At 66.3% G+C, this 19018-nt stretch carries 14 protein-coding genes and 1 riboswitch; of the genes, 4 read left to right on the forward strand and 10 right to left on the reverse strand.

Annotated features, from left to right (window positions below; all coding sequences use genetic code 11):
• Positions 1-503 precede the first annotated feature (503 nt).
• From AC5P8Z_RS06120 to AC5P8Z_RS06130, 3 genes are all read right to left on the reverse strand, one after another.
• Positions 504-971 (reverse strand): hotdog fold domain-containing protein, encoded by a 468-nt coding sequence (locus AC5P8Z_RS06120; protein ID WP_495228459.1) that lies wholly within the window; start codon positions 969-971, stop codon positions 504-506.
• A 76-nt stretch (positions 972-1047) separates the two neighbouring features.
• Entirely contained in the window at positions 1048-3525 is a 2478-nt protein-coding gene (locus AC5P8Z_RS06125) for an acyl-CoA dehydrogenase (RefSeq protein ID WP_286069483.1), read from the reverse strand.
• Positions 3522-4439: an alpha/beta fold hydrolase gene (locus AC5P8Z_RS06130; RefSeq protein ID WP_495228461.1), complete on the reverse strand. Its 918-nt coding sequence runs from the start codon at positions 4437-4439 to the stop codon at positions 3522-3524. The genes AC5P8Z_RS06125 and AC5P8Z_RS06130 overlap by 4 nt, the downstream gene beginning before the upstream one ends.
• A gap of 140 nt (positions 4440-4579) precedes the next feature.
• On the opposite strand from AC5P8Z_RS06130, the gene AC5P8Z_RS06135 reads away from it, so the two are divergent.
• The gene (locus AC5P8Z_RS06135) at positions 4580-5182 is read left to right on the forward strand and encodes a TetR/AcrR family transcriptional regulator (RefSeq protein WP_006464233.1); all 603 of its coding nucleotides are present in this window, start codon (positions 4580-4582) and stop codon (positions 5180-5182) included.
• Between the two features lie 148 nt (positions 5183-5330).
• On the opposite strand, the gene AC5P8Z_RS06140 is transcribed toward AC5P8Z_RS06135, so the two are convergent.
• From AC5P8Z_RS06140 to hslO, 3 genes are all read right to left on the reverse strand, one after another.
• Positions 5331-8228 carry a TonB-dependent receptor domain-containing protein gene (locus AC5P8Z_RS06140; RefSeq protein WP_286069478.1) on the reverse strand — a complete coding sequence of 966 codons (2898 nt, stop codon included), beginning with the start codon at positions 8226-8228 and terminating at the stop codon, positions 5331-5333.
• 377 nt (positions 8229-8605) lie between these two features.
• Positions 8606-9421, reverse strand: a complete 816-nt coding sequence (locus AC5P8Z_RS06145) for an XOO1806 family protein (protein WP_286072054.1) — start codon at positions 9419-9421, stop codon at positions 8606-8608.
• Positions 9422-9569: 148 nt separating this feature from the next.
• The gene (gene hslO / locus AC5P8Z_RS06150; protein ID WP_495228463.1) at positions 9570-10463 is read right to left on the reverse strand and encodes an Hsp33 family molecular chaperone HslO; all 894 of its coding nucleotides are present in this window, start codon (positions 10461-10463) and stop codon (positions 9570-9572) included.
• A gap of 77 nt (positions 10464-10540) precedes the next feature.
• On the opposite strand from hslO, the gene mtgA reads away from it, so the two are divergent.
• Genes mtgA through AC5P8Z_RS06165 form a run of 3 tightly spaced genes read left to right on the forward strand, consistent with a single transcriptional unit; the run spans position 10541 to position 12747 of the window.
• Positions 10541-11290, forward strand: coding sequence for a monofunctional biosynthetic peptidoglycan transglycosylase (gene mtgA / locus AC5P8Z_RS06155; protein WP_495228464.1), 750 nt, complete (start codon positions 10541-10543; stop codon positions 11288-11290).
• A gap of 46 nt (positions 11291-11336) precedes the next feature.
• Positions 11337-12356, forward strand: coding sequence for a glycosyltransferase family 2 protein (locus tag AC5P8Z_RS06160; protein ID WP_286069475.1), 1020 nt, complete (start codon positions 11337-11339; stop codon positions 12354-12356).
• Positions 12316-12747 (forward strand): CBS domain-containing protein, encoded by a 432-nt coding sequence (locus tag AC5P8Z_RS06165; RefSeq protein WP_286069474.1) that lies wholly within the window; start codon positions 12316-12318, stop codon positions 12745-12747. Before AC5P8Z_RS06160 ends, AC5P8Z_RS06165 begins: the two co-directional genes overlap by 41 nt.
• A gap of 563 nt (positions 12748-13310) precedes the next feature.
• On the opposite strand, the gene AC5P8Z_RS06170 is transcribed toward AC5P8Z_RS06165, so the two are convergent.
• From AC5P8Z_RS06170 to AC5P8Z_RS06185, 4 genes are all read right to left on the reverse strand, one after another.
• Positions 13311-15284, reverse strand: a complete 1974-nt coding sequence (locus tag AC5P8Z_RS06170) for an AsmA family protein (RefSeq protein WP_286069472.1) — start codon at positions 15282-15284, stop codon at positions 13311-13313.
• Positions 15285-15359: 75 nt separating this feature from the next.
• The gene (gene trhA / locus AC5P8Z_RS06175) at positions 15360-15998 is read right to left on the reverse strand and encodes a PAQR family membrane homeostasis protein TrhA (RefSeq protein WP_049409061.1); all 639 of its coding nucleotides are present in this window, start codon (positions 15996-15998) and stop codon (positions 15360-15362) included.
• A 175-nt stretch (positions 15999-16173) separates the two neighbouring features.
• The gene (locus AC5P8Z_RS06180) at positions 16174-17778 is read right to left on the reverse strand and encodes a peptide chain release factor 3 (RefSeq protein WP_286069471.1); all 1605 of its coding nucleotides are present in this window, start codon (positions 17776-17778) and stop codon (positions 16174-16176) included.
• Positions 17779-17844: 66 nt separating this feature from the next.
• Positions 17845-18729: a M23 family metallopeptidase gene (locus tag AC5P8Z_RS06185; RefSeq protein WP_495228465.1), complete on the reverse strand. Its 885-nt coding sequence runs from the start codon at positions 18727-18729 to the stop codon at positions 17845-17847.
• A gap of 142 nt (positions 18730-18871) precedes the next feature.
• Positions 18872-18990: riboswitch (SAM riboswitch) on the forward strand.
• Positions 18991-19018: the final 28 nt, after the last annotated feature.

Consider the following 19018-nt stretch of genomic DNA (forward strand, 5'->3'; position numbering starts at 1 on the left):
GCTGCAAGTACGTCCCTGTAAGCTCGGTGACGCCATCCATGGCGCCAACGCCCCTGCACGCCCCACCCGCCACACCCCTGGCAGGTTCCGTGTGCGGCCAGCCCACGGAGAAGAAAAAGAAGAGCAACAGCAACAGCGGATCGCTGCGCTCGTGGGTTCTGCGCGCATGAAAAAAGCGGCCGAAGGGCCGCTTTTGCTTTTGCTTTTGCTCTTCTTTTTTCTCCTCCGTGGGTGGACGCCACAGAGATCTGTCAGAGGTCGGAGGTGGGGGGGGGCCGGGCGGGGTATCCGCGCCATGGATGGCGCGGCTAAGCCTACAGGGGTGAGGGCGCTTTGCTTGCGAAGCATTGCTTCGCAAGCGACCGAACGCACAGCCGCCAGCGGCTGGGCCGGGCCCCGGAGGGGTACTTGCGGCGTCCCCGTCCGGCCCCTCCCTCCGGCCCAGCCGACAAACCGCATTTCGCGACCCACCTACGAGGGGCTGCGCCGTTCGCGGGTACACACTACTTCGCCGGCGACATCCACATGGCGATGACCGCGCTGAACACCTCCGTCCCCGCACGATCCCGCACACTCACCGTCACCGGCAGCGCGTAGCCCTGCGCCGCCGCCACGATCGGCTGCGCCGGCAGCGCCACCGCCTGCAGTGTTCCGCGCGCCTTGGCCAGGTACTGCACCTGCATCCCCTTCGGAATCCAGCGCATGCCCTTCGGCAGCGATGCATCCACCATCAGCCCGGCGGTCAGCTCGGCCAGGTTGCACATCGCGATCGCGTGCACCGTGCCGATGTGGTTGCGCACCTTTCGGCGGTCGGCCAGCGTGCCTTCGCAGTGGCCGTGTTCCAGGCGGGTGATGCGTGGCGCGATGCTGGCGAAGTAGGGCGCCTTGAAACACACCGCGCGTGAGAACAGCCAGGTGCCGGCGGGCCAGCGCTGCAGGCGGTTGTAGAGCGAGAGCAGGGGCGTGGACATGAGGAGGATTCCGGTCGGCGGATAAAGCGACGGCGGGCCGAGGCCCGCCGTCGAAGGCAACGCGTGTCGCGGGCGATCAGGCCGCCTGCGAATGCGGGTCCTTGTGCTGGCGGTCGTAGTAGCTGGCCGCGCGCAGTTCGTGGGTATCGAAATCGTCCACGGTGATGGTGTCCAGGGTCAGCGTGCGCAGCTCTTCCAGCAGGCTGCGTTCGTCCTGGGTGATCACGCCTTCAGCCACGGCCTCGTCCAGCTGCGCCTTGAAGTCCAGCGCCTCGATGCCCTTGCTCTTCAGCGCCTTCAGGAACTTGCGCTCCACCGGCTCGGCCATGATCGCCTTGCTCAGGTAGCTGTTGATGCGGCCACCCGGGTTGTTCTCGCACGGGGTCAGGAACACGCCACTGGCCAGGCGGTCGCGGGCTTCGTTCGGCGCCATCAGCAGGGCGGCGACGCGGCGGCTCAGGCGGTCGCCCGGGGCTTCGGCACGACGGCCCAGCGGGAAGATCAGCGCCCACATCAGCCAGCCGATCGGACGGATCGGGAAGTTGCGCAGCGCCGCCGACAGCGACTCTTCGATCTTGTGCACGCTGTCATGGAACGCCCAGGCCAGCAGCGGCTGGTCGGCCTGCGGTGCGCCTTCGTCGTGGTAGCGCTTGAGCATGGCGCTGGTCATGTAGACATGGCTCAGCACGTCGCCCAGGCGCCCGGACAGCGATTCCTTGAACTTCAGCTTGCCGCCGAGGGTCATCATCGAGATGTCGGCCATCAGCGCCAGGTTGGCCGAGTAGCGGTCCAGCTTGCGGAAGTAGCGGCGGGTGTAGGCGTCGCCCGGGGCGGCACCGAAGCGCGCACCGGTCAGGCCGAACCAGAACGAACGCACCGCATTGGAGATGCCATAGCGGATGTGGCCGAACAGGCTGCGGTCGAAGTCCTGCAGGCCGGCACGGGTGTCCGGATCCTGCGCGGCCTTCATTTCCTTCAGCACCCACGGGTGGCAGAGGATCGCACCCTGGCCGAAGATCAGCAGGCTGCGGGTCATGATGTTGGCGCCTTCCACGGTGATCGCGATCGGCGCGGCCTGCCAGCTGCGGCCAGCGAAGTTGCGCGGCCCCAGGATGATGCCCTTGCCGCCGATCACGTCCATCATGTCCGAGATCACTTCGCGGCTCATGCTGGTGCAGTGGTACTTGGCGATCGCCGAGGGCACCGACGGCACGTCGCCACGGTCGACCGCTGCAGCGGTGGCCTGCGACAGCGCGCTGATCTTGTAGGCCTTGCCGCCGATGCGGGCCAGCGCTTCTTCCACGCCTTCGAAGCGGCCGACCGACAGGCCGAACTGCTTGCGGATGCGTGCGTAGGCGCCGGTCACGGCAGCACCGGCCTTGGCACCGCCGCTGGCGGTGGAGGGCAGGGTGATCGAACGGCCCACGGCCAGGCACTCGTTGAGCATGTTCCAGCCCTTGCCGGCCATGGCTGCGCCACCGATCAGCTGGGTCAGCGGAATGAACACGTCCTTGCCGCGGATCGGGCCGTTCTGGAACGTCGAGTTCAGCGGGAAGTGGCGACGGCCGATCTCAACGCCGGCAGTGTCACGCGGCAGCAGGCCCAGGGTGATGCCGATGTCGCGGGTATCGCCGATCAGGCCGTCCGGATCGTACATGCGGAAGGCCAGGCCGATCAGCGAAGCGACCGGGGCCAGGGTGATGTAGCGCTTGTCGAAGGTCAGCTTGACGCCGAGCACCTGCTCGCCGTGCCACTCGCCCTTGCAGACGATGCCGTAGTCCGGAATGGAGGTGGCGTCGGAACCGGCGAACGGACCGGTCAGGCCGAAGCACGGCACTTCGCGGCCATCGGCCAGGCGCGGCAGGTACTGGTCCTTCTGTTCCTGGGTGCCGTAGTGCACCAGCAGTTCACCCGGGCCCAGCGAGTTCGGCACGCCGACGGTGGAGCTGACCACCGAGGACACCGAGGCCAGCTTCTGGATGACCTTGTGGTGGGCCAGCGCGGAGAAGCCGAGGCCGCCGTATTCCTTCGGGATGATCATGCCGAAGAACTTGTTCTTCTTGATGAAGGCCCACAGCTCCGGCGGCAGGTCGGCATGGACGTGGGTGATTTCCCAGTCGTTGACCATCGCGCACAGCTCTTCGACCGGGCCATCGAGGAAGGCCTGCTCTTCAGCGGTCAGCTGCGGCTTGGGGTAATTCAGCAGGATGTTCCAGTCCGGGTCACCGGTGAACAGCTCGCCTTCGAAACCGACCGAGCCGGTTTCCAACGCGATGCGCTCGGTCTGCGACAGCGGCGGCAGCACCTTGCGGAACACCTTCATCATCGGACCGGTCAGCAGCGGCTTGCGGATGAACGGCAGCAGCAGCGGCACGGCGATGACCGCCAGCACGGCGGCCGCAACGATCGTGGCGGTCTGGTTGACGTAGGGCACGAACCAGCAGACGGCCAGCAGGGCCAGGCTGATCAGCGTCCAGGTCAGCAGGCGCATGCGGTGGTAGGCGACGAACGCGCCTGCCAGCAGCAGGGCGAGGAAGGGAAGAACGATGCTCATGAGCGTGCTCCGGTGACGTGCTCGTTTGTGGCGGACGAAGCTGCAGCATCCGCTGCGGGCAACACGTCCAGATAGTCCAACACAGTAGCGGTAAAGGCGTCGTTGTCATCGCCGGCGACCATGTGCGTGGCCTGCGGCAACTGTACGTGGCGCGCGTGCGGCGCCAATGCCAGGAATTCGGCGACGGTCTGCGGGGTGACCAGATCGCTGCGGCCGCCACTGACCAGCAGCAGCGGGCACTTCACCTGGCGTGCGGCATCGGCCAGCGCGTCCTGGTGCTGTTCGCTGTCACGCGCCAGCTCGGCCACCAGGCGCGGGTCCCAGTGCCAGCGCCAGCGGCCATGGCCGTCCTCGCGCAGCAGTGGGCGCAGCGACTGCTCGGATTTGCGAGGGCGGTGCGGCATGTAGGCCGAGATCACGTCGGCGGCCTGGGTCAGCGAGGCGAAGCCGTCGGGATGGGCGGTCATGAAGGCCAGGATGCGCTCGACACCGGCGGTATCCCAGCGCGGGGTGATGTCGACCAGCACCATTGCCGAGAACAGGCCCGGCCAGCGCGATTCGGCCAGCAGGCCGAACAGGCCGCCCATCGAGGCGGCAACCAGCACCGGCGGACGCGGCTGTTCCCCGGCCAGCACGATCAGGTCATCAGCGAACTGTTCACCGTGATAGGGCAGGTCGGCGGCATTCCAGTCGGAATCGCCGTGGCCGCGGGCATCGTAGGCCAGGGTCTGCAGCCCAGCGGCGTTCAGTGCGCGCGCCGTGGCATTCCATGCGTGGCGGGTCTGGCCGAAGCCGTGCGCGAACAGCACGCGGCCACGTCGGCCATGGTCGCTGACGGTCGCGGCCAGGCGCGCGCCATGGGCGGCGTCCAGGCGCAGATCATGGAACGCAGCGGGAGTAGGGGACGTAACCATACTTGATAGTATGGATTGCTTGAAGGGGAAGTCAATACTGTACGGTATGGTGCAATGCGGCAGGCGGTTGGCAGGGGGCGCGACGGTTTCGGCCGTAACCGCGTACTGCAACGAACCCCTGCGTATGGTTAAATCAGCGCATGAATCAACCTGACGCTTCCGCCGGCGAACCGCGCGCCGGCCGCAACAGCCGCCTGAGTGCCGAAGACTGGGCCCAGGCCGCTCTCGATCTGATTGCTGAACAAGGTGTGGGTGCCGTCGCGGTGGAACCGTTGGCGCGGCGCCTGGGCGTGACCAAGGGCAGCTTCTACTGGCATTTCCCTTCGCGGGATGCCTTGCTGCAGGCGGCCCTGGAACGCTGGGAGCTGTTCGAACAGGAGCAGGTGTTCGGCAGCCTTGAGGATGTGCCGGATCCGCGCGTGCGCCTGCGTCAGTTGTTCCAGATGGTCGCGCATGAAGTGCAGCCGCACATCATCTACAGCGAGCTGCTGAAGGCGCTGGACCACCCGATGGTGCGCCCGGTGATCGACCGGGTGTCGCAGCGCCGCCTCGACTATCTGATCGCCTCGTTCCGCCAGGCCGGGCTCAGCTCGACCGATGCGCGCCACCGTGCACGCCTCGCCTACGCCGCCTATGTCGGCTTCCTGCAGTTGTCGCTGCAGTTGCAGCAACCCAAGCAGGCGCGCGAGGATTTCGAAGCCTACGTCGAGCACCTGATCGAGACGCTGATTCCGAACGGTTGAGGCCGCCGCACGGGAACATGCAAAGGCCGCAGCCCAGCTGCGGCCTTTTTGTTTTTGCATTGCGCTGATCCTGGCTGCCGGCCGCACAACGGAAACGGGGCCCCGAAGGGCCCCGTTTGCAGTTCTGCTGCTTACACCCGTGCTTCCATCAGAAGCGCTGGCGGTACTCCATGTACATGTAGCGCCCCGGGGTGTCGTACTGGTAGTCGAAGGAGTTGGCGAAGGCCTGGGTGGCCACCGGCGGTTCCTTGTTGAACACGTTGGTCAGACCGACCGAGACGGTACCGTTCCACGGCAGGTTATAGCGCACCTGCAGGTCGTGGTAGGTGGTAGCGGCCAGGTGGTTTTCCGGATCCGCACGGCCTTCCAGGCCGATCTTGTCCGGATTGCTGCACAGCTCAGCCACGCCCGGGAACTTGCAGTTCTCGTTCAGGCCCGAGAAGTAACGCACCGTCCAGCTCACGCCGAAATCACCGTAGGTCCAGTTGGCGGTCAGGTTCGAGCGGATGCGCCACACCGGGGTGTCGCGGGTGTAGGTGCCGACTTCAGACGGATCCCAATCCGAGTCCGGGGTGGCCTTCTGGCGGTAGTTGCTCATGTAGACGCTGTCCCACACGAACGAGAACGAGCCATAGCGGGTATCCGGCAGCTGGTAACGCATGGTCAGGTCGTAACCTTCCACTTCCAGCTCACCCAGGTTCTGCAGGTAGCGGGCCATGTAGGTGATCTGGCCGAGTGCATTACGGGTCAGGCCCGAGTTGCCCAGCACGTTGCACCAGCCGGCGTTGCCCTGCACATAGCACTGCTCGAGCATGTAGTCGGCGGTCGGACGGCTGATCACGTCCTTGATGTTGATCTTCCACCAGTCCAGCGACACGTCGAAGCCGCGCACGAAGCTTGGGCTGTAGACGATGCCCAGGCTCTTGGAGGTCGAGGTTTCCGGGCTCAGCTCCTGGTTCGACTTCCACTCGAACGGCCATGCGGTCTGGCCGCCGTAGCCCTCGCGCTGCTGGTAGCTGGCCGGAATGCCTGCTGCGGCACAGCGGGCAGCAACGGCGGCGTTGCTGATGTACGGGCTGCCGATCGAGCACGGATCGCCGTAGCTGTCGTAGGCCTCACCGGCACCACCGAACAGGTTGGAAATGGACGGGGCACGGAAGCCCTCGGCCCAGTTGCCGCGGACCATCAGGTCTTCGATCGGCTTCCACTTGAATCCGAACTTGCTGTTCAGGGTCGAACCGAAGTTGCTGTAGTCCGAACGACGGGTGGCGGCGCTCAGTTCCAGCGACTTGGCACCCGGCAGGTCCTTCAGCAGCGGCACGGCCAGTTCCAGGTAGACGTCGGTCAGGTCGTAGGCGCCGGAGGTCGGCTTGCGGCCATTGCCCGAGCTCAGACCGGCCGCCACGAACGCGTCGGGCATGTCGTAGCCCGATTCCTTGCGGCGTTCCACACCGGCGGCGAAGCCCATCATGCCGCCCGGCAGTTCGACGATGTCGCCGGACAGGTTGGCGGTGAACGACTTGGACTTGTTCTGGAACTTGTCCTTGGCGTTGAACAGGATGTAGTCGAGCTGGTCCTGCGGCATGGTGCCGGCGCTGGTGAACGGGTTGAACGGCACGCAGCCTGCGATGACAGCACCCGGTGCGCCGCACTTGACCACGCCGTCGGTATCCAGGAAGGACGCACCGGTGGCCTGGTACAGGTTGCCCATGTTCACGTCGCCAACCTGGGTGTCGACCTGGTCGGACACGTTGTAGGCGGCACCCGCATCCCAGTTGAAGTAGCGGCCGGCCACTTCGAACGAACCTTCAAGGCCACCATACCAATGGAAGGTCTTGACGTCCTGCTCGTAGTAACGGTCCTGTTCGACCAGACGACGGTTCCAGTTCAGTTCGCGCGGATTGTCGGTCAGGCGGGTCGGGTTGTAATAACTGTCGGCCGACAGGCCCTGGTTGCCACCGAGGTAGCTGCCCGCGCTCAGCGGGTAACCAGCCAGCTGCTGGGCCGACAGGCGCTGGTTGTACAGCGCGTCGGTGCGCAGGGAGATCGAATCGGTCAGGTCGTAACGACCCTGGATGTAGATCGACTTGCGCTCCTGCGGCGTGCGCAGGTAGTTGTCCTTGGCGTAGTTGTACGAGTCGGCCGAGCTGAAGTTGTGGAAGTTGGCCAGATTGGTGCCGTCGGCACCCGCATTGATCACGCGGCGGTTGAGCCCCGCACGCGCAGCGGTAGCCGGGTCGTCGCTGCCGGCCAGGTCGCTCCATGCATCGTAATTGTCGGTGCCGACGCCATCGATGGTCAGGTCCCACAGGCCGCCGGAAGAGGTCTGGCTGCTGTACTGCGAAGCGCCCAGGCCGTACACCGGATCGCGCGAGATCTTGCGCGCACCGGCCATGACGGGTTTTTCCTTCACGTAGCTGGCGCCGAACACCAGGCTGCTGCGGTCGTTGCTGCTGCCCAGGGTCAGGTCCAGCGCCTGGCGCTCGCCGTCACCCTTGCTGAACTGGCCGTAGTAGACGTGCGCTTCGCCACCGTTGAAGTTGTCGCGGGTGATGATGTTGACCACGCCGGCGATCGCGTCCGAACCGTAGATCGAAGAGGCGCCGTCCTTCAGCACTTCAATGCGCTCGACGATGGCGGTCGGGATGGTGTTCAGATCGACGGTACCGTCCAGGGCCTGGACCCAACGACGGCCGTTGACCAGCACCAGGGTGCGCGAGGAACCCAGGTTGCGCAGGTCGACACCGGCCGAGCCGTCGCCACCGTTGTTGAACTGGGTGTTGATGGCTGCACCGTTGGTGGCGATCTGCTGCAGCACTTCGGCAACGTTGGTACGGCCGGTCTGCTGGATCGTTTCGCGGGACAGGGTCAGGACCGGCTGCTGCGTTTCCAGGTCGACCGAGCGGATGCGCGAACCGGTGACCTGGATGCGATCCAGGTTGGTCGCACCTGAGGCGGCCTCCTGGGCTTGGGCGGTCGCGATGGAGGCACCGGCGACCAGCGCGATGACAACTGCATCGCGCAGCGTGTTGGACTTCAAATTCATTGGCTCTCTCTCTCCAAGGAAATCTTGGCTGGGTGATTGCCTGCGTGCGGAGCGAAAAAAGTGGCTCCAAAAAACGCGAGGCTGAACCGATAGTAACGGCGCCCCTTGGAAAATTAAAGCTGCGTTAATTCTGGGTGTTGACTATCTTTACACCGCACTGAATCGTTGCGATTCAATGATTTGCACGGCCTGCTTGGTACCGTTTCGTGATCACGACCGTGTTTTGTGATCATATTCGTTTCTTTTGATACATTTCGCTGTGTTTCGGAATGTATCAAATCGGGCGTATTCCGCCGCCTGCGGTACCTGCAGAAACAGGAAAGGCGCCCGGAGGCGCCCTGCGTCGGTTGCAGTGATGCTGCGCGCTGATGGCCCGATTACAGATCCTGCTCGTAGCGCACGTACGGCACGGTGCCGTCGTCGTTGCTTTCGTTGCGCGGCGAGAACGGGTTCTTGCCGCGGCTGATCACGTTTTCGGCGCCCACCGTCAACTGGCCGGACCACGGCGTGCGCCAGGTCAGGCCAATACCCAGCCCTTCCCATTTGCCGGGCTTGCCGGGCACGTCGATGACGCGGCCGATGATGCTGCCGGTGAAGTTGCCGTAGCCGGCGCCGATGCTCAGGCTCTTGCTGTCCCAGCGATCAGCGATCGCCGGCGAAGCATCGGCCAGCGGCACCAGGCGCGCCTTGGCGTAGGTGCCGGCAATGGACACGAAGCCTTCGCGACCGATGTTCTTCTGCGCGAAAACCGTCAGGTCATTCTGTTCGGCACGCAGGGCCGGCGTCTTGTTTGGACCGGCCAGCCAAGCCGGCAGGGTTTCACGGCCGGTGCCAGCGGTGATGCCCAGCCGGTTGTTGCCACGGTTCAGCGCGGCGGTGCCGGTGAAGCGGCGGCTGTTGAGGTCATCGTCGTCGCCGAGGCTGGCCAGCATGCAATGACTGGCCAAGCCGCTCATGCTGGTTCCGCTGCTGCTGTTGCAGAGCAGGCCCAGCGAATCGCCAGAAGACAGGCCGAAGGCCGCATCCAGCGAGTTGCGGCCGAAGTGCCAGCGGGCGCCGGCGGCCTGTTCGCCGGTGGGCTCCAGGTACAGCAGGGCCTCGACCTTGCCGCTGCCCTTGTTCCACACCGGCAGGACGGTCCGGGTGTCCTTGCTCTGCGCGTGCACGCCCGTGATCGCGCCAAGGGCGATCATCAGGGCCAGCGGTAGACGCAGGAAGGTACGCATCGGACCAGTTCAGACAGGGACGGACAACGGAAGTTCCCGCAGAAACGGGAACCTGATCGTAGGGTGTTTATGAATTCTTAACAAGCCTTGATCCCCCCAGATGCAAGACAAGCCGTTACTGAAGCCGTTCAGGCGCCGGTACAGTCCCCTCGGCACCGTGGAACAGTATGCCGAACTCCGTCAAAGGAAAGTGATACTCCCGCCCGCAGAATTCGCAACGGACCTCGACGGCGCCGGTGTCCACCGCCGCGGCACGGGCCTCGTCCTCGCCCAGCGACTGCAGCATCGATGCGACCCGCTCGCGGGAACAGGAGCAGGCGAAGGACAGCGGCTTGTCGCCCATCAGTTCCGGCTTCTCTTCGTGGAACAGGCGGTGCAGCAGCTGCTCGGCCGGGGTGGCCAGCAGCTCGGCCTTGCCCAGGGTATCGAACAGGGCGCTGGCACGTGCCCAGCCGTCCTCGTCGCCCTCGTCGCCCGGCAGCTTCTGCAGCAGCAGGCCCGCGGCACCGTTGCGGTCGGCGGCCAGCAGCAGGCGGGTCGGCAGCTGTTCGGACTGGCGGAAGTAGTCCTCGAAGGCTTCGTCCAGCTCCGGCGCGGTCAGCGCGACCAGGCTCTGGTAGCGCTGCGGCTCGCGCGGGTCCAGGCCCGGGTTCTCGATGGTGATCGCGAGCAGGGCGTCATCACCCAGGCTGGACAGGTCGCGCGGCGCATCGGCGCCCTCGCTGAGCTGGGCGATGCCGCGCAGGGTGCCGGCGGCGGTGCATTCGGCGAACAGGGTGCGCAGGGCGGTGCTGCTGCGCAGCTGGATCGACAGGCGCCCATCGATCTTGGTATGGCCAGTGAACAGCGCCGAGGCAACACAGGCCTCGCCGAGCAGTTCGGCAGCGGTGTCCGGGTACGCGGCGTGGGACAGGATTTCCTGCCAGGTGGCCTGCAGGCGCACGTGGACGCCACGGACGCCAGCGTCGGGCAGCAGGAAGCGGATCAGGGAATCGGGGTTGGCGGTCATCGGCTCACATCGCGCGTAAACGGGGGCGGTTGCCGGATAATGCGCCGACAACCAGATAGAAGAAGGATGCACCAGTAATGGGGGCAGGGGGAGAGCAGCACAAGGTGGAAGCCGTAGCAGAAGGCCCACGCCGCAGGCGCTGGCGCTGGAAACGGCTGCTGTGGCTGCCGGTGCTGCTGGCTGCTTTCAGCTGCCTGCAGGTCCTGGTGCTGCGGTTCATCGACCCGCCGGTGTCCATGGTGATGCTGTGGCGCTATGGCGAGGCGCTGGGCGAGGCCGATTGGTCCTATCGCCTGCATTACCAGTGGCGCGACCTGGACCAGATGGCGCCGAGCCTGCCGATCTCGCTGGTGGCGGCCGAAGACCAGCGCTTCCCCGACCACAACGGTTTCGACCTGCAGGCCATTGAGAAGGCCCGCGACCACAATGCCAAGGGCGGGCGCCTGCGCGGTGCCAGCACGATCAGCCAGCAGGTGGCCAAGAACCTGTTCCTGTGGCAGGGCCGCAGCTGGATCCGCAAGGGCCTGGAAGTCTGGTACACGGTGCTGATCGAAGCGTTGTGGCCGAAGGAGCGCATCCTGGAGATGTACGCCAACATCGCCGAGTTCGGCGACGGGGTGTACGGCGCGCAGGCGGCGGCCCGGAAATTCTGGGGCAAGGACGCGGCGCGGCTGAGCCCGGCCGAGAGCGCGCGGTTGGCGGCGGTGCTGCCGGCACCCCGGCGCTACAACGCGGCCGCGCCCGGGCCTTACGTGCAGCGGCGTGCCGCCTGGATCCAGCGCCAGGCGCGGCAGCTGGGTGGCGCCGCGTACCTGTCGGACGAGTGAGCGCGCGCTGCCTGATCTGCGGGCGGCGGCAACGTACAATCCGGGCATGACCCGCGAACGGCTTACTTTCGTCATCGCCGCCTACAACGAGGCCCTGGCATTGCCGTTGCTGCATCCGCGGTTGTGCGCGGTGCTCGATGCGCTGCCCGACATCGACGGCCACATCCTGTACGTGGACGACGGCAGCCATGACGGCACCTGGGAGGTGATCGCCCGCCTGGCCCAGTCCGATGCGCGGGTTTCCGCACTGAAGCTGTCGCGCAATTTCGGCAAGGAAGCGGCACTGACCGCTGGCCTGGACCTGGTGCGCGAGGGTGCGGCGATGATCCTCGACGCCGACGGCCAGGATCCGCCCGAACTGGTGCCGCAGTTCGTCGCGCGCTGGCGCGAGGGCCATGACAACGTCTATGGCACGCGCATGGCGCGCGACGGCGAAGCCTGGGTGAAGCGTGCCACGGCAGCGATGTTCTACCGGGTGATGGGGCGCCTGTCGCGTACGCCGATTCCGGCCGACACCGGGGATTTCCGCCTGCTGTCGCCACGCGCGCTGAGTGCGCTCCGCGAGATGCGGGAGCGCCACCGCTTCATGAAGGGGCTTTTCAGCTGGGTGGGTTTCAAGCGGATCGCGGTGCCCTATCACCGCCATGCGCGCGTGGCCGGCACCAGCAAGTTCAGCTTGTGGCGGCTGTGGAACTTCGCGCTGGAGGGCATTACCGGCTTCTCCACCGTGCCGCTGCGGGCGGCGACCTACCTGGGGCTGGCAACGGCGGCGGTGGCCTTCGTGTTCGGCGTGTGGGTGATCGTCAAGGCCGCGCTTTACGGCGACCGGGTAGCAGGCTGGCCGACGATGATGGCGGTGATCCTGTTCCTGGGCGGCGTGCAGCTGATCGCGCTGGGCCTGATCGGCGAGTACCTGGGGCGGCTGTACGAAGAGTCCAAGCAGCGGCCGTTGTACCTGGTTGACGCGTGGCTAGCATCGTCCGTGGCAGACTCGGCGCTGCAACCCACCCTCGGAGGGCAGGCGGATGACCACGGTACGGCAACTGTTGGACGGCAAGTCTCCTGAAGTGCATGCGGTCGCGCCGGATGCGGCGGTGATCGATGCGATCCGGTTGATGGCGGAAAAGGGCATCGGTGCGGTGCTGGTGATGGACGGGCCGAAGTTGGTCGGCATCCTGTCCGAGCGCGATTACGCGCGCAAGATCGTGCTGCGTGATCGTTCCTCACGCGATACGGCGGTGGCGGAGATCATGACGGCGCAGGTGGTGACGGTGTCGCCGGGTGAGCAGGTGGAGCACTGCCTGCAGCTGGTGACCGACTACCGCATCCGCCACCTGCCGGTGGTGGAGGGCGCGCAGGTGCTGGGGGTGATCTCGATCGGTGACCTGGTGAAGTCGGTGATCGATGCGCAGCGGCGCGAGCTGGATCAGCTGCAGCAGTACATCGTCGCCGGGTGAGGGTATCGCTGGCGGGCCTGCGGCCCGCCGGCCCGCTTTTTGAAGCCAGAGCCAGAGCTGAGAGCAGCGCCTTCCTGATACGTTGGGAGGCGAAGGGTGCGGCTGGGCAGGACACGCCGTAAACCCATCCATGGGGGCTCGATGGCGCCTTGCTCGTGTGCGCTGTCCTGCGCACACGGCAAGACCAGGGTTGGGCGTCCTGCCCAACCCGCCCGAGGCATGCCTCGGGCCCATGGCGCCAACGGTCCTGCCCAGCCGCACCCTCCGCCTCTGGACACATTTCTGCGAGCGCGGTGCGTACATGCGCGGTGCCTCGCCCTTGGTAGCTGCCAACCTTGGTTGGTAACAGCTTTTGACTGTGCTTTTTTCTTTTGACTTTGAATTTCCGCTCTCGTTCCGCGCGCGGGAGACTGTCCGGAGCCGGAGCAAGGCGGCAGGCAGGACCGTGAGGCGCATGGATGCGCCGACCGAGCCTACAGGGACGTATTTACGGCGTGTCCTGCCTGTCGCCTTGCTGCGGCTCTATGCGCGGAAAAAGAGGCGCCGCGAACAACGCTGTAACCCTACTTCGCATACTGCCCACCGCAGTCGGCATCCTTCCCCGGCCCCAGCTCGATCGTTGCCAGCAATGCCGCCGGCGGGGCAATGCTGCCCAGCGCCAATGCCACGGCGCCTCGAATGCCCAGCGCCTTGAAGTCCGGACGGAACGAGGGGTCCTTGAACGTGCCCGTGATGTGCAGCGGCGAGCGCAGCACCAGGATGCTCTTGTCCTTCGGGCGGGGCTTCAGCAGCAGATCCAGCGTCTCGTCGTGCAGGCTGACCGTGCCTTCACCGATGAGGATCGTGTCGGTGGTATCCACCGCCAGTGCCTGGCTGGTCATCAGGCCGTCGCGCACGCCGAAGTCGGCGAAGGCACAGCGCAGCGGAATCTGCTTGTCGCCGGTCACCAGGAATTTCAGCGACTCGGTGATGTCCAGCCCGGCCAGTTCCATCACCAGGTTGCCGACGTGGCCGCGACCCATCGCCAGGCCGACCTTGCCACTGCTGCTGCCCAGCATCGCGGCGATCGAGTTGCCACGTCCGCTCAGGTCCACTTCACCGCCGATGCCGCCCTTGGCCTGCTCGGCCAGCTTCGCATCGGGGAACAGCTGGCCCAGCTGCACGCCGCGCACGGATGCCTTCAGCGCGGTGCGGATCTGCGGCTGGCGTGCATCCATGCGGATCGTGCTGCGGATATCGCCGCCGGCCACGCCGAAGTTCAGCGGGTCCAGCCGCAGCACGCCGTCATCCAGCAGCAGGTGCGCGTCCATGTCGTCCAGCGGCAACGAGGGTGCGTTGATACGGTGGGCCTTCCAGCGCACGTCGGCGTCCATCGCGCGCAGCTTGCCCAGGTTGTAGGGCGTGTCGGGCAATACCCGGCTGCTGGCGGCGACACGCGCGGCCTGCGCCTTTTGTTCGGCATTGGCGGTTTCACCGCTGCCGGTCTTCGGTGGCGCGCCGACGAAGCCGGCCAGGTCATCGAAGTCCAGACGCTTGGACTCCAGCGTCGCGGTCAGTCGTGGACGGTCGCGTCCCACCTCGAACTGCAGGTTGCCACCCAGGTCGCTGTCGCCAACCTTGCCGGTGAAGCTGTCGTAACGCCAGACGTTGTGGTCGCGCTTCAGGCGTCCGTCCAACGCATAGGGCGGTGAGGGCGGGATGGCGATGCCGAGCAGCGGGTAGAGGTCGGCCAGATCCTGGCCGCTGAGCGCGAACTGCAGGTCGAACACGCGCAGCTGGAACGGATTGGTCAGCGTGCCGCGGGCTACTGCGTGGGTGGCACCGGCGCGGCCGTCGAGGTGGATGCGGAACGGGTGATCGCTGTCGGTCAGTTCCAGCGGTGATTCGGTACCGCCCTGCAGGGTGAACGGGTTGCCTTGCCAGTGGCCCTTGCCCTGCACCAGCAGCGGCGGCGAGGCATCGGCCTGTTTCGGTTGGCCGCTGCGCACGCCCACGCGGATGTCGGTGCGGCCGAGTGCGTCGAGGAACTGCAGCCGGCCGTCGTCGATGCGCAGCCGCTTCAGCTGCGGGCTTGTTCCGCCGCTGCCGTCACCCAGGAAATCCCAGTTGCCCGGCTCGCCCTTGCGCGGGGCGGTTTCCAGCAGCACGTCCGGTCGGGTCAGGCGCACTTCCGGCAGCTGCACGCTGCCGCGCAGCAGGGGCCACACCCGCACGTCGATCTCGACGCGGTCGGCCGTGGCCATGTTCGGCTGCTTCGCCCAACCGGCGTTGGCGAAGGTGATCGCATCGGCGCGGATGGTGCTGGTGCGACCGAGGTCGACATCCAGGTGGCCGATGTGCAGTGCACGACCGGTGCGTGCCTGCACCGCGCGCTCGACCGGACCCTTGAACCAGTTCCAGTCCCACAGCGCGATCACCACCAGGATCACCGCCAGCACGAAGACCAGGACCGTCAGCCAGTGCCGGCCGCGCGGGCCAGGTCTGCGGAGGCGCCAACGGGAAGCGCGCGTTGTGGCAGGGGAAGCGGCAGCATTCACGCCGCCATGGTTGCCCCTTCATCGTGGACAGGGCGCGAAGCGTCCATGTGCGCGGTGTGCACAACCCGCGCGCCGTTACAGCACCTGCATGGTCACCGCGACGAAGTGGCAGACGCTGCCGCCGATCACGAACAGGTGCCAGATCGCATGCGAATAGGGGATCGATTCGCGGTGATAGAAGTAGGTGCCCAGCGTGTACGACAGGCCGCCGGCCAGCAGCCAGCCCAGCGTCCAGCCGTCGATCGAAGCCAGCATCGGCTTGATCGCCACGATCACCAACCAGCCCATGGCGATGTAGATGCCGGTGGAAAGCGCCTTGAAGCGGCCGGTGTAGAACAGCTTGAACACCACCCCGGCCAGGGCCAGGGTCCAGATCGCGGCGAACAGGCCCCAGCCCCACGGGCCACGCAGGCCGATCAGGGTGAACGGGGTATAGGTGCCGGCGATCAATACGTAGATCGCGCAGTGGTCGAACACCTTCAGCCGGCCCTTGGCGACCGGGTGCTGGATGGCGTGGTACAGGGTGGAGGCGGTGTACAGCAGCAGCAGCGCAATGCCGAATACGATGGCGCCGGCCAGCTGCCAGCCATCGCCGTAGATGGCGGCCAGCGTGATCAGTACCGCACCGGCGCCCAGGGCGAGCACGGCACCGAGGCCGTGGGTCAGGGCGCTGGCGATTTCTTCGCGGATCGAAGCAACGGAAGTCGTGGACATGGCGTAGGCATCGTTCGCGGGGAGGGGGACCCGCACCCCCCTATCATCGCCGCGATGGGCGGCGCGTGCACGCCGGTCACCGTATGGTGGATGAATCCCCGGGTCGCACGGATGAACCGGCGACGGGTGCTGGGGTCAGAGCCCTTTACTGCGGAAAGGATCCGACCCCGTGGCATCAGCCCACCGAAGCCGTATGCGCCGCTTCGCGGGTGGCCGAGAAGCGCACGTCCGGCGAGCGTTCCTGCGCCAACTGCAGGTTGACCCGGGTCGGTGCGAGATAGACCAGGTGTCCGGCCGCATCCAGTGCCAGGTTCAGCGCGTTCTTCTCGCGGAACTCTTCCAGCTTCTTCTCGTTGCTGCAGTGGACCCAACGCGCCGTGGTCACGCTGACCGGCTCGAAGGTGGCTTCCACGCCGTACTCGTCCTTCAGGCGGTAAGCGGCCACGTCGAACTGCAGCACACCGACCGCACCCAGGATCAGGTCGTTGCTGGTCAGCGGGCGGAAGAACTGGGTCGCGCCCTCTTCGGACAGCTGGGCCAGGCCCTTCTGCAGCTGCTTGAGCTTGAGCGGATCGCGCAGGCGTGCGCGGCGGAACAGCTCCGGGGCGAAGTTCGGAATACCGGTGAAGGTGACCGCTTCGCCTTCGGTGAAGGTATCGCCGATGGAGATGGTCCCGTGGTTGTGGATGCCGATCACATCGCCTGGCCACGCCTCGGCGGCGATCTCGCGGTCGCTGGCCATGAAGGTCAGCGCGTTGGCCAGCTTCATTTCCTTGCCGGTGCGCACGTGGAAGGTCTTCATGCCGGCGCTGAAACGGCCCGAGCAGACGCGCATGAACGCCACGCGGTCACGGTGCTGAGGATCCATGTTGGCCTGGATCTTGAACACGAAGCCGGTCAGCTTGTTCTCTTCCGGGGCAATCTCGCGGCCGGTGGTGGAGCGTGCCTGCGGCGACGGCGCATGCTCGACGAAGAAGTCCAGCAGTGGCTGCACGCCGAAGTTGTTCACGCCCGAGCCGAAGAACACCGGGGTCTGCTTACCGGCGCGGTAGGCCTCCAGGTCGAACGGGTGGCTGGCGCCCTGCACCAGTTCCAGTTCGTCGCGCAGGTCGGCCAGCATCTGTGCACCGATCTTCTCGGCCAGGCCGGGCGCATCGATGGACGGGAAGATGGTCGAGTCCTGGCGGGTGAAGTTGCGGCCCGGTTCATACAGGTGCACTTCGCCGGTGAGCAGATGCACCACGCCCTTCAGGCGCTGGCCCATGCCGATCGGCCAGGTGACCGGGGCGCACTGGATGCCCAGCACGGTTTCCACTTCATCCAGCAGCTCGATCGGGTCCTTGCCCTCGCGGTCGAGCTTGTTGATGAAGGTCATGATCGGGGTGTCGCGCAGTCGGCAGACTTCCATCAGCTTGATGGTGCGCTCTTCCACGCCCTTGGCCACGTCGATCACCATCAGCGCCGAGTCCACCGCAGTGAGCACGCGGTAGGTGTCCTCGCCGAAGTCGGCATGGCCGGGGGTGTCGAGCAGGTTGACGATCTTGCCTTCGTAGGGGAACTGCATCACCGAGGAGGTGACCGAGATGCCGCGTTCCTTTTCCAGCGCCATCCAGTCGGACGTTGCATGGCGGGCGGCCTTGCGGCCCTTGACCGAACCGGCCATCTGGATCGCGCCTCCGAACAGCAGCAGCTTTTCGGTCAGCGTGGTCTTGCCGGCGTCAGGGTGGGAGATGATGGCGAAGGTGCGGCGACGCGACGCTTCGTTGGCGACTTCGGACATGGCAGTGGCGCCCGCCCGGGGCGCTTTTCAAAGAGATAAGCGCCCGATTATACCGGCCAGGGCCGGTCAGCGCCCGGTGCCGCCGTCGGCCTCGCCCTGGCGGGCGAACTGCAGCTGGCCCTGCTCGGTGAAGATGCGCGCCGGCACCGAGCGCAGGCCCATGCCGCGGTTGACCTGTACCACGAAGTGCAGGTGTGGGGCGCTGCTGTAGCCACTGTTGCCGGACAGGCCGAGGGGGTGCCCGGCTCCCACCGCCTGGCCACGGCGCACGCGCATGCCGCCCGCCTGCAGGTGGCCGTACAGGGCCATGCTGCCGTCGCTGTGCAGTAGGCGGATGAAGTTGGCACGGCCGCCATCGCGTTCGCGGTCCTGGCCGTTGCCACGGAAGCCATCCTCGATCTGCATCACCGTGCCCTCGCGTGCGGCCAGCACCAACGTGCCTTCAGGCAGTGCGAAGTCGACCGCATCGCGGTTTTCCTCGTCATCGTGGCTGAACCGGCCCTGCGGCGCCTGGTCCACGCGCGGGCGCGCATCATCGAAGGGCAGGCGGTAAGCCACATCCTCGGCCTGTGCGGCGGGGTTGCCCGGTACCGACTGCAGGCGCAGGTCCAGCATCCGGCCGTTGATCGGCGCGGGCAGGTGGCCGACCACCAGGCTGCTGTCTCCTTGGATCAGTGATTGAACCGGCAGTCCGTCGATCGGGTGCCCGGGGGCTGCGCGCAGTTCGATCTGCAACGGGCCGGCCAGGGTGTTGTCGATGCGGGCCTGCCACTGTTCGCCGATCGGCTGCAGGCGCAGCCGGGCCATCGGTGCGGCAGCCTCGGCCTCGCCTGCGTGGGCGGCAGAAGCGGGAGGAGGCACCAGTCCCCAGCCCTGGCGCCAGTCGCCAGCGCTGGCCGTCGTACTCGCCAGCAAGGGCAGCAGGAGGCAGGTCAGGGGCAGGCGTGGCATCGGCGGTTCCAGCGGCAGGGACCGCGGGGACTGTACCGGAACGGGACGACCGCGACGCTCCTCGCATACCCGGAATGAAAGTATTCATCGCTTTATCCGCATGAAGGGATTGACAGTTCCCGGAAGGGCTGGCATCGTGGCCCCACCATCGAGACCGGCAGAGGGACAGGCCCTTTGAAGCCGGGGCAGCCCGCGGATGCGAAAGCGTCCGCGTAGGTGCCAAATCCTGCGGGGACCGTGGCGTCCACCGAAAGATGGTTCGAACCATGCACCGCACGTGCATCTCGAA

Source organism: Stenotrophomonas sp. YJH_SMC_17 (assembly GCF_059371655.1).